The 12,373-nt window shown below is 54.1% G+C and carries 4 protein-coding genes; 2 read left to right on the top strand and 2 right to left on the bottom strand.

Annotation, left to right across the window (positions count from 1 at the left end; genetic code table 11):
• Window positions 1–57: 57 nt before the first annotated feature.
• On the bottom strand, window positions 58–1,815 hold the full coding sequence (locus tag HZZ01_RS11075; protein WP_090963866.1) for a sulfite reductase subunit alpha: 1,758 nt from the start codon (window positions 1,813–1,815) through the stop codon (window positions 58–60).
• A 185-nt stretch (window positions 1,816–2,000) separates the two neighbouring features.
• Window positions 2,001–7,532: a glutamate synthase-related protein gene (locus HZZ01_RS11080; RefSeq protein ID WP_179897341.1), complete on the bottom strand. Its 5,532-nt coding sequence runs from the start codon at window positions 7,530–7,532 to the stop codon at window positions 2,001–2,003.
• 898 nt (window positions 7,533–8,430) lie between these two features.
• Between HZZ01_RS11080 and arcB the strand changes: the two genes are divergently transcribed.
• Both arcB and mtgA read left to right on the top strand, forming a co-directional pair.
• Window positions 8,431–10,764: an aerobic respiration two-component sensor histidine kinase ArcB gene (arcB, locus tag HZZ01_RS11085; protein WP_179897343.1), complete on the top strand. Its 2,334-nt coding sequence runs from the start codon at window positions 8,431–8,433 to the stop codon at window positions 10,762–10,764.
• Window positions 10,765–11,651: 887 nt separating this feature from the next.
• Window positions 11,652–12,371: a monofunctional biosynthetic peptidoglycan transglycosylase gene (gene mtgA, locus HZZ01_RS11090; RefSeq protein WP_179897345.1), complete on the top strand. Its 720-nt coding sequence runs from the start codon at window positions 11,652–11,654 to the stop codon at window positions 12,369–12,371.
• Window positions 12,372–12,373: the final 2 nt, after the last annotated feature.

The raw sequence follows: 12,373 nt of genomic DNA on the forward strand, positions 1-12,373 counted from the left end.
TCCATAAAAAAATCCGGCTGCCTGCGCAAGCCGGATTTTTTCAGCAGACCTTCGCGGTTAATAGACGTCGCGCAGGTAGCGTTTCTCTTTCTTCAGCTGATCGACGTAGTCCGCAGCGCGCTCGGTGGAGAGACCACCAAACTGGCGAACCACTTCATACAACGCGTTATCCACATCCTTCGCCATACGTGAGGCATCGCCACAGACGTAGAAGTAAGCGCCTTCCTGCAGCCAGGCGTAAAGCTCAGCGCCCTGTTCCAGCATCCGGCTCTGTACGTAGATTTTCTTCTCCTGATCGCGTGAAAATGCAAGATCCAGACGCGTCAGCAAGCCGTTATCCCGCCAGGCAAGTAACTCATCCTGATAGATGAAGTCATGTTCCTGATGCTGATCGCCGAAGAAGAGCCAGTTTTTCCCCTGCGCGCCAGTTGCCTGGCGCTCCTGCAGGAAGGCACGGAATGGCGCGATACCGGTGCCCGGCCCCACCATGATTAGCGGTGCGCTGTTATTAGCCGGCACGCGGAACGATTTATTAGGTGAGATAAAGATGGCGGGCTTCTCGCCACGACGCACACGCTCGGCCAGGTAGGTCGAGCAGACGCCACCGCGATTACGGCCGCCACTGTGATAACGCACTGAGGCAACAGTCAGATGCACCTGGTTAGGATGGGCCTTAGAACTGGATGAAATGGAGTAAGCACGATGCTGCAGCGGACGCAGCAGAGCGACAAACTCAGGCACTGCCAGCGTGCGCGTCAGCTCAAGCTGCAGCAGGTCGAGGGTATCTTTGCCCCACAGCCACACGCCCAGCGCATCTTTATCATCATGCTGTAACACATGACGCAATTCCTGGTTGGTGGTGTTCTGTCCGACCCATTCAATCAATTTGCGCGACGGCTCAGAAATCTCAAACTGATAGGTCAGCAGGTCGCCGAGGCTGCGGTCAAAGCCAGGCACCGGCGTCTGGTAATCAGCATTAAGCTGCGTCAGCAGCAGGCTCACCAGTGAGGGTTCGTTGACCGGAATCACGCCCAGCGCATCGCCCGCTTCATACTTCAGGCCACTGTCAGACAGGTCGAATTCGAAATGACGAATATCTTTGGCTGACTGTTCGCCTGATAAACGCTTGTTGGTGATCAGCGCGGCGGCATAGGGATTCGATTTATTGCTACCCGGAATGACTGGCGCTTCAGGCGCGCTCTCCAGCACGGTGCCGCTGCTGCCGGCGCTGGCAGCAAACTGTGGCATTGAGCTGTTCAGCCATTCGCTGGAAGGCTCTTCATAGTCGATATCACAATCGATACGATCAACCACACGTTTCGCACCCAGCTGCTCAAGGCGCATATCAATGAACTTGCCCGCCTGACAGAAGCCATCGTAGCCGGTATCACCGATCGCCAGCACGGCAAAATGCATCTGCTCCAGACGCGGAGCGGTACTGGCAGAGATCGCATCCCAGAACAGCTGCGCGTTGTCCGGCATTTCACCTTCGCCATAGGTCGAGGTAACGATCAGCACATGGCGCATGGTGGCAAATACGTCGACATCGACATCGCCCAGCGCCTGAACCACGGGCACCAGCCCTTTGGCCCGGGCAGATTTCGCTGCGGTCTGCGCCAGTGCTTCGGCATTGCCGGTCTGTGAGCCGTAAAGAATATGAAGTTGCGTAGTGGCGGCTGCGCCCGTACCTGCGGCGGGTTGCTGTTTGTCTTCCAGTACCAGCAAACGGGAGTGAAGCCCCGCAAGAAAGCCAGCCAGCCAGTACTTCTGATCGCCATTAAAAGGTGCATCTTCTGGAATATAAGGAATTTTCATGGGTACTTTTACTCAATCCCGTTCTCGCCCGATATCAGTGGCATTGTCCGGTGTGAAAGCCGTTCCGCTTTCCCACGCCGCAGTTTTTGCAGCAGGGGAGAGCGGTTCTGCATCTGTCCGGTACAACGATTAATCCGGGCAATGATCAATTAATAATATTCAGTTCAGCCTGAGCAGTATCACTGTCAGGAGAGTTTACCCACCGCAGCGGCGATTTCCGGCAATGCCGCACGTGCAAACAGCTCTTCAAAGTCAGGCAGATGGCCCAGCACTTCCCGGTTACAGGCATCCTGATACATGATCCAGCCGTAGGTTGCCAGGCTGTCCATGGAGCGGATGTTACGTTGCGTCAGCGCCGCTTTGTAATCTGACATGCGTTTGGTACCGATCAGACTCGCCAGTTCATCATCGCTGTAACTCTCGATGGCGGAACGGGCATGACGCTGTAGCTTACTGACCAGCGAAAAGTCTTCAGTCATCAGCAGATTACGCACCGCTTTTTCCACCGCAGCATCTTCAACCGGCGTGCCTTTCGGCAATTTTGCCAGTGCCAGTTGCTGGGCAAAGCTCAGCACGGTGTAGTTGTTCAGCAGGACAAACATCTCCTGCGTATCGGTCGCGCCATAGGCCGGTACGGCACCGTTGGCGATGGTTTTACCCTGACGCCACGCAGCTTTAAACTTGGCAACCTGATGGCCTGCCAGCGCCGTTGACAGCTCTTCGAGCAGATCTTTGCGGCTCTTGGCTTTCAGAATTTCGCCGCCATCCTGATAGAGCAGCAGCGAACGCGGCATCACGTAAACAAAGTGGTGACACTCTGTTTCCCAGTTCTCCAGCAGCCAGGCGGCCCGTGGCGATTTCGTTGCCTCCAGATGCCAGTTCAGCATGGTCAGCACAGCCTGCTTATGCACCTGCGCCATTTCATCCTGATCGGCGATGGAGCCGAACCGCACGGAATCACCGGCAGCGTGGCTGGCCAGCGATCCATACGGGTCGTACTGGTAGGCAAAGCCGCCGCTCATGCCGTTGCCAAATCCTTTACCAAAGGTGCCCAGGTTAAGGATGGCGCCATTAGTCATATATTCACAGCAGAAGTCACCGACGCCTTCGACAACGGCGGTTGCACCTGAGTTACGCACCGCAAAACGATCACCGGCCTGCCCCTGTACGAACAGACGTCCGCCGGTCGCGCCGAACAGCGCAAAGTTACCAATCAGCACGTTGCCATCGGCATCCTGCGCGCCGCCGCCAGGCGACATCACGATCACTTCACCGCCACACTGTCCTTTGCCAACACCGTCGTTACAGGTGCCGTAATGAGTCAGCTGCATGCCATCGTTACAGAATGCGCCAAATGACTGACCAGCAGAGCCGGTAGTGGAAATTTTTACGCTCTCAGGGGCCAGATAACTGCGACCACGATCGTCGGTCATTACTGCTGGCATCGCCTGCAACTGCTCCGCGCTCAGCTCGTGGTTCAGCATCCGCTCAATATCGATTGCGAGCTGACCGCCAACGCTTTTGTTTCGGTTGTTCAGGACAATGCTATTGCCCAGGGCGACGTCAGGATTTCCCTGCTCCACCAGCGACAGCTTCAGCTGCTCAATCCAGCCATCATCCAGTTCAAAATCTTTTTCCAGATAAACAGGCTTGTCGATTTTCAACTCAGGCACCACGGTGAGCATGGCGCGTAAGTCGAGTTTGCCCACTTCCAGCGGGTGATCCATCAGGTGCAGCAGGTCAGAGCGACCGCGCGCTTCACGCAGGGAACGCAGGCCCATACGTGCCAGAATCTCACGCACTTCATGCGCCACGTTGAGGAAGTACTGCGCCAGCTGACGTGGATCGCCATCAAAGGCTTCGGCGTTGGTGGTTAAGCCAGCCGGGCACTTCACGTTACAGTTCTTCGCCATCACGCATTTCAGCATCATCAGCGCGGTAGTGCCGAACTCGAAGCTGTCGCCGCCCAACAGGGCAGATTTCACCACGTCGCTACCGGTCTGCTGAGCGCCAGAGCAGCGCAGCAGGACTTTCTCGCGCAGGCCGTTGGCGCACAGTGCCTGATGGACTTCAGCGATGCCAATCTCGGCCACACGTCCGGTATATTTCAGGCTGGTGACCGACGCAGCGCCTGTACCGCCGGTGTTACCCGCCACGTTAATCACATCTGCACCGGCTTTAGCCACACCAACCGCGATGGTACCGATGCCTTCAGACGAGACCAGTTTGACGATCACGCGCACCCGCGCTGCTTTACAGTCGTGGATTAACTGCGCCAGATCTTCGATGGAGTAGGTGTCATGGTGCGGCGGCGGAGAGACCAGCTCAACGCCAGGCGTACCGCCACGTGCAGCCGCAATCTCGACAGTGACTTTGGCTGCCGGCAACTGTCCGCCTTCGCCAGGCTTCGCACCCTGACCAATTTTAATCTCCAGCTCTTCCAGCATCGGGTCTGCCAGATAAGCAGCCCAGACGCCGAAACGACCGGAAGCCAGCTGTTTGATACGGGAGGCACGGATGGTGCCATGACGGGAGTAATGTTCGCCGCCCTCACCGCAGTTACTCATGCCGCCGACCATATTTGTGCCGTGTGCGACCGCTTCATGAGCAGGCGCGACCAGCGCACCGTGGCTCATCGCCCCGGAAGCAAAAGTACGGGTAATTTCACAGGCTGGTTGCACTTCGCTCAGCGGCAGTGAGGGGAGGGTGGTGAAGATACGTGACAGATAATCTGCCGCTTTACCATATGCGGTCACTTTAAGACCGCCCGTGACCACTTCGCTGCTCTCAATATCGTCGCCAAAGCGGAATTTCAGGGCGCGGGACAGGTTCTGCAGGCGCTCACTCTCAGGCTTCAGACCTTCAATCGCATCTGTCAGACGCAGCATAAAGTGATTCAGGCTGCCATCCACCGCCTCACACTCCATGCCACGAATAGCAAACCCGTTATTGGTCAGCGAGTAGCGTCCCAACTTGCGGCGGAACTCCGCTTCGCTGTCGATGTGGGTCAGGTCAGCCGGGAAGGTCAGGATGTCGCGCAGGGCAGCCGGACGACGTTTACGCTCTTCGTACATCAGGCTTGAGAACTGACGATAATCGGCAGTAATCGCAAAATTGTTGATCACGTCATCCGGGATGCGCTCGAAGCTGCTGTCTTTAAAGGTCTCTGGCTTGATGCCGAAGGCATTATCCAGTTTTGCCAGCGTCATCAGGCGGATGAAGTTGTCCTCTTCACGCGCCTTATCGGCAAAGCGAATCGGCTCTTCGGTCATGTCGATGAACGTACGCACAGCGATGGTACCGTACGAGTGACCCGCGCCTTCTGCACGCTCTTTAAACAGGCCCAGCAATGGCACTTCAGATTCGCCCTGAATCTTCAGTGCGCTCTGGTGCCAGTCAACAGCCATCTGTGCGATAGCGGCGAAGCCTGCACCGCCAACCGGCGTTCTGATATTCGGGAAATACTTTTTCAGCACCGGGTCATCGGTGTTGAGGAAATTCGGCTCAAAGAATTCACCGCTGCTGTAGCTCTCAACGGTGCAGAGGCCCACTTTACCCATGGTTTTCATCAGGGCTTTTTCAGCCGCTTTGGCATAGCGTTTAAAAGCTTTGTTGCCTTCTTCACCTTCACCAAATTTCTCTTCTGCGCGCATCTGTACGCCCAGAGGATAGATAGCGGAAGCACCAAAGCCGAGTGTGGCGGCAATGTGGTGTGATGAGATGCTCTGGCCGCTTTCTACAACCAGAGAAACATCAAGACGCAGGCCTTCCTGTATCAGGCGTTGGTTGATGGCGGAAACCACCAGCAGCATCGGGATCGCAGCGTGCTTAGAAGAGATGTGGCGATCGGTAAGTACGGCAATGCCACCCTGCGTACGGGCAAAATCCACCACCTGCTGCGCCAGGTCATCAATCGCTTTTTCCAGCGCTGTTGCGTTCGCGGTGGTGCTCAGCAGATCTTTGCCAATCACCGGCTCATAGAGCATCTCAAAGCGCGCATAAGGGGCGATGGTCTGCTCGCGTAAACGCAGCATATCAAGGTGGCTGAGAATCGGTGTCGGCACCACAATCTGACGGCCTTTACTGCGGCCCAGATGCGGTTTCGCACCCAGCGCGACACGCAGCGTCATGCCATCCACTTCACGGATAGAATCCAGCGGCGGGTTGGTGACCTGAGCAAAGCGCTGAGAGAAATAGTGCGCCATGCCGCCTTCATGGTCGGACAAGCCGTTGATGGCGTTACCGTAACCCATCGCAGAGATCTTCTCTGCACCGGTGTTCAGCATCGGGTCCATCATGAACTTGAAGCTTTCCTGGTTGTAGTAGTAAGCAACAAAGCGCTGATAGGTTTTCAGATCACCGCGATAGCGCAGCGGTGAACCCTGTTGTTCTGCCGGAATCTCCGGCAGATCGTTAAGACCAACGCGGGCTTCACGCAGCAACGCCGGGTAATCTTTCTCTGCTGCCAGTTTTTCCAGCGCCTGCAGCGTGGTGTAGCTGCGCTTTTCACGATGATCGAAATAGAGCATGCCACCCGCTTCGATACGGCCACGACGCAGCACGCTTTCAGGTGGGAAAGCGATCTGGCCGGCTTCTGACATCGCACCGATGTACTCCGCCGTTTCGACTGAACGCAGTGGACGCAGGCCAAGACGGTCAAGACGGGCGCCAATCACTTCGCCGTTGCCGAAGATTAAGGCTGCCGGGCCGTCATTCTTCTCTTCATACAGTGAGAAATACTCCAGCATGTCGCGCACTTCTGTCGGCAGCGAACTGTCGTTTTCCCAGGCCGGCGGCATCATCGAGACAACCGCGGTGATCAGATCGAGGTTATCTTCCATCAGACGGCTATGGATGCTCTGATCCAGACGCGAGCTGTCGGACTGGCCTTTCGGCCGCACGATTTTCTTCCCACGAGCCAGGGCCAGCGCGGACTCTGCGATGCGGTTTTTACGGTCAGTATTCAGCTCACCGTTATGCGCCATCAGGCGGAACGGTTGCGCCATGGTGGTATGCGGATCGGTATTGGTGGAGAAGCGGGTATGGAAGAACAGCCCGCGCACCTGATGATCCGGATCGGTCAGATCTTTGAAGTAAGGGATTACTTCATTGGAGTTCAGACGGGCTTTAAACACCTGCGTGCGCGATGACAGCGACAGAGGATAGAGACCGCCAAATTCGCTTTCGGTAAAGGCAAGGGCTTCAATGGTTAACAGGGCGCGGTAGATGCGTTGTTCGAAGTCGTTCTGGTCGGCCACGTCCTGTGGTGCAGTGAAAATCCACTGCAGAATCGGTAACTGGAATTGTATGGCTGCCGGGCGCGTCACGCTGCTATCGAGCGGCATGTCACGTTTCATGATCACCGGCAGACCAAAGCTGCTGAGAGTCTCATCTACCAGACGTTCGGCGTTAGCACGCAGTTCGGCATCTTTCGGCACAAAGAAGTTGCCGACGCCAAAACGGCCCGCTTCCAGCGGCTGGCCGGTAATTTTTCGGAAGAAGTGCAGTGAAAGATCAACATTGACTCCTGCGCCATCCCCGACGCCTTCCGCTGACATACCGCCGCGATGAGGCACCGTACACAGGGCGCTGTGCGCCATCTGCAGAATCTCGTGGGTCTGCTCGCCGTCCTTGCGCGTAATGAAACCTACACCACAGCTGTCACTGCCTGCTGTCGGATCATACAAGCCATAGGATTGAGGTTTTTTAGTGGACATTGAGGGTCTCCTTATACTGCTTTGACATTACCTGCACTGATTCAGGGTCTGGGCGCACTGGGGCGCTATCATTTTCATTGCCATGCTCTGTCGAGCGCGCGTCATAGCCCTGAGCATTTCTCTCCAGACATCGGTAAAACGTCCTTAATTGAGCTGCTCTCTGATTTCCGGTCTCTAAAAGGAGATGACTTAAACCACGCGGGAGTCTTCTTGTTGCATAGATATGCCGAGACAATGGCCCGTCTGGAAAGCTTTCAGCGGATTTCCAACTTATCGGGAAAGCGTAATCAGGTCAAATAGGGTGGTCAGACAGGGTTATCAGCCGTTTTATCTGATTAACTTTATGAATTAAATGAATTTTTTGGTTTAAAATGTACCACTCTGGTGCCTGGCGATCGGCCGATAAATGTGAACTGACTCACTGTAGTGCAGGCATCAGATCTCTGCACCATGCTGGTGATGGGGTGTTAGACAGCATTAAATGCTGTTCAGCACCATTGATGCATAGCATGTATCTGTTTTTCTTATGTCCGGCTATTTGAATGAAACAGCGGTTGGTTATAAGAAAAATTAATCAGCATAGTCGTGCTTAAAACATCACTTAAGATGAATGGGTATGCATATAAAGGGATGTGCATGTGCAACAGGACGTTGCCAGGATATTGAAAAAAGGCCGTACAGAGAAATCGGCGATTTGCTGTCGGCCTTACAGATTATTCATTTGGCACAGTCAGTCAAGGGTTTTAACCGCTTTGTCCTTAACGTCGCCGATCGGTTCTGCGGATGCACCATAACAGGGCATTTGATCCTGCATCTCCCTGCGACGTGCTGCGACGTGCTGCGACGTTAGCAGGGTAACTGCGCTATTATGAGGCTGTTTCTCTTCCAGGGAGTTGTTATGAAACAAATTCGTCTGTTGGCGCAGTACTACGTTGATTTAATGGTCAAGCTTGGACTGGTGAGGTTCTCACTGTTACTGGCGTCTGCGCTGGTAGTCCTGGCAATGATCGTCCAGATGGCGGTTACGATGGTACTGCGGGGCCATGTCGAGAGCATTGACATGGTGCGTTCGGTCTTCTTTGGGCTACTGATTACGCCCTGGGCGGTCTATTTTCTGTCGGTGGTGGTCGATCAGCTGGAAGAGTCCCGGCAACGGCTGGCACGGCTGGTGGATAAGCTGGAAGAGATGCGTACCCGCGATCTGGAACTCAATCAGCAGATGAAAGAGACCATCACGCAGCTGAATCAGGAGATCAGCGATCGTAAAAAGGCGGAGCTGGCACGCGAACAGGTGATGGACAAGCTGCGTGAAGAGGTAACCCGCCGCGAGCAGGCACAGATTGAGCTGGAGCAGCAATCCTCCTTCCTGCGCTCATTCCTTGATGCTTCGCCAGACCTGGTTTTCTATCGCAACATCGACAAACAGTTTTCCGGCTGTAACCGGGCGATGGAACTGCTGACAGGCAAAAGCGAAAAGCAGCTTATTGGCCTGACACCGCGCGATATCTATGATGAAGAAGCGGCAACAAAGGTGCTGGAAACGGACGAGAAGGTATTCCGCCATAACGTCTCCCTGACCTATGAACAATGGCTGCAATATCCTGACGGGCGCAAAGCCTGTTTCGAGATCCGTAAAGTGCCTTATTACGACCGCGTCGGTAAGCGCAGCGGGCTGATGGGCTTTGGCCGCGATATAACGGAACGTAAGCGCTATCAGGACGCGTTAGAGAACGCCAGCCGGGAGAAGACCACCTTCATCTCTACAATCAGCCACGAGCTTCGTACGCCGCTTAATGGCATTGTCGGCCTGAGTCGTATTTTGCTGGATACCGATCTCAATCAGGAACAGCTGAAATACCTGAAAACCATCCACGTCTCCGCTATCACGCTGGGCAACATCTTTAATGATGTGATTGAGGTGGACAAAATCGAACGCCGTAAAGTGCAGCTGGATAATCAGCCGCTCGATTTCACCGGCTTCCTTGCCGATCTGGAAAACCTTTCCGGTCTGCTGGCCCAGCCAAAAGGGCTGAAGTTTGTGCTCGCGCCGCAACTGCCGCTCCCGCACCTGATTTCCACTGATGGGACACGCCTGCGCCAGATTCTGTGGAACCTGATTGGTAACGCCGTGAAGTTCACCCAGCAGGGCGAAATCGTGGTGCGCGTGACGTATGAGCAGGACGAAACGCTGCGCTTTGAGGTACAGGACTCTGGCATGGGTATCCGTCAGGACGAGCAGGATAAGATCTTTGCGATGTACTATCAGGTCAAAGACCAGCATGGCGGCAAACCGGCGACCGGGACCGGCATCGGGCTGGCGGTATCACGCCGTCTGGCGCAGGCAATGGGCGGAGATATCCGCGTACACAGCGCACCAGGACAGGGCTCATGCTTCACCGTGGAGATTAAAGCGCCGCGCATCGCTGAAGAAGTGGAAGATGAAGGGGTGGACGACAGCCTGCCACTCCCTGCGCTGCATGTGCTGCTGGTGGAAGATATTGAGCTTAACGTGATTGTGGCACGCTCGGTACTGGAGAAGCTGGGCTGCAGCGTCGAGGTTGCCATGACCGGCAGTGAGGCGCTGGCGATGTTTGATCCGCTGGAGTTTGATCTGGTGCTGCTGGATATCCAGCTGCCTGATATGACCGGACTGGATGTCTCACGGGCGATTCGGCAGCAGTATCAGGGTGCCCATCTGCCCCCACTGGTTGCGCTCACCGCGAATGTGCTTAAAGACAAAAAAGAGTATTTCGACGCGGGAATGGATGACGTGCTGAGTAAACCGCTGGCGGTACCGGCACTGACCGCAATGATCAAAAAGTACTGGGATTATCAGGCAGAGCCGGAAGAAGAGAACTCAGATGTGAGCGATGATAAAACCCGGATGCTGCTGGATGTCGCAATGCTGGAGCAGTACATCGAACTAGTAGGTCCGGGTCTGATTACCCAAAGCCTGACGATGTTCGAAAAGATGATGCCGGACTATCTTGCTGTGCTGGAATCGAATCTGATGGCGCGCGATCAAAAAGGCATTGCTGAAGAGGGGCACAAAATCAAAGGGGCGGCGGGTTCGGTCGGGCTGCAGCGTTTACAGATGCTGGCGAAACAGATTCAGAGTCCGGAGTTACCGGCATGGTGGGACAATGTCGTTGAATGGATTGATGAGCTGAAGCATGAGTGGCGACATGATGTGCAGGTATTACGCGACTGGGTGTCAGAGCAGGATAAGTGATATCCCAGAAAAAAATGACCCCAGCCGAGGCCGGGGTGCGCGAATACTGCGCCAACACCAGGGAAATCATTGCGGCCGCTGTGATATGAATAATTAATGCAGCCGCAGGGTATTGGATAACACTGTCATTACCTTAGCAAATTCATCTTCTCATGTGACAAGATTCATTAAAATTTGTGATATTGAGCAGCGTTTAAATACAGAAAACATTAATTTGGCAACACAGTCAAGCAAGGAATCAATTTCTATGCCGTATTGCTGCTATTTTAATCAGATTTGCCTGTTTTCGTGTACTTTTAAGGCTGCTCTTCAGCGAAGCGATGACTGAGCCGCAGTAAATTGAGCTATCGTTAACACTGACCTCTTCAGCGTGGCTAAATCGCTGATATTGCAAGTGTGAGGCCTGAGATGATACGAATTATCCAAAACGATTTGGAATGATAAAAAAGAATCTAAAAGTTTGTCCTTGTCTCCTTATGACATGAACGTTCCTGCTGGAAGGAAAGCGTGCCATACCAGCCACAGGTCAGTGCGTTAAGCGCCGTTTATTTATACATTACAGGGGCAATTTTGATTAATCTTTGGACAGGCCTGAATTAATAAAAAAATAACAGTTAAGCATATCGAATGATTTGTTAAGTCGCTTATTACCTATTATTAACTGTTTATCTGGAAACAAGCTAAACAGGATAAACCAATGGAACCGATTCCTTTTTTTCGGAAGTCCTTGAACTATTTCGAACTGTTGCAGCATTTTGATGCAAAATGATTGAATAAAGTCTGGAAACCCCCCCGTCGTTTTCAGCGATAATCGTAAAAAGGCCGCTTTTCTGGCAGTGATTACATGAGTGATTAATTAACGTCTGAAACAAGCATGGGAAGATTGCATGAACAAGTATAAAGGAAGCGTCGGACAGCGTATCAGACGTATTGTTGGTCGCGTACTGTTGGTCTGGCTGGGCGTATGGCTGGCGGGAATTTTACTCTTTTCATTTTTACCTGTGCCCTTCTCAGCGGTGATGGCTGAACGACAGATCGGCGCCTGGTTACGCGGTGATTTTAGTTATATCGCCCATTCAGACTGGGTCGGCCATGACGATATTTCGCCCTGGATGGGACTGGCGGTTATCGCCTCAGAAGATCAAAAGTTTCCTACTCACTGGGGCTTTGATGTGGCGGCGATTGAATCTGTACTGGATAACAACGATAGCCGGATGCGCGGGGCGTCCACGCTGTCACAACAGACGGCGAAGAATCTGTTTCTCTGGGATGGCCGCAGCTGGGTCCGTAAAGGTCTGGAGGCGGGTCTGACGGTAGGGATTGAGACGGTCTGGACAAAGCGACGCATTCTGACCGTCTATCTCAATATTGCAGAGTTTGGCCCGGGCATCTTCGGCGTTGAGGCGGCTTCACAGCGCTACTTCCATAAGCCAGCCAGCCGGCTGACCGCAGCCGATGCTGCGTTGCTGGCGGCAGTACTGCCTAATCCGATTCGTTATCGTGCTGCTGCGCCATCAGGTTATGTCAGAGAGCGGCAGCAGTGGATACTGCGTCAGATGCGCCAGCTGGGCGGCGAGGGCTTCCTGCAGCGTAATAAGCTCGACTAAGC

Source organism: Pantoea sp. WMus005, from assembly GCF_013415305.1.
Taxonomy (GTDB): domain Bacteria; phylum Pseudomonadota; class Gammaproteobacteria; order Enterobacterales; family Enterobacteriaceae; genus Pantoea; species Pantoea rara.

What these genes read in the sequence shown, in the direction of transcription:
- HZZ01_RS11075 (WP_090963866.1), bottom strand. Translation starts at nt 1,815, where the DNA reads ATGAAAATTCCTTATATTCCAGAAGATGCACCTTTTAATGGCGATCAG.
- HZZ01_RS11080 (WP_179897341.1), bottom strand. Translation starts at nt 7,532, where the DNA reads ATGTCCACTAAAAAACCTCAATCCTATGGCTTGTATGATCCGACAGCA.
- mtgA (WP_179897345.1), top strand. Translation starts at nt 11,652, where the DNA reads ATGAACAAGTATAAAGGAAGCGTCGGACAGCGTATCAGACGTATTGTT.
- arcB (WP_179897343.1), top strand. Translation starts at nt 8,431, where the DNA reads ATGAAACAAATTCGTCTGTTGGCGCAGTACTACGTTGATTTAATGGTC.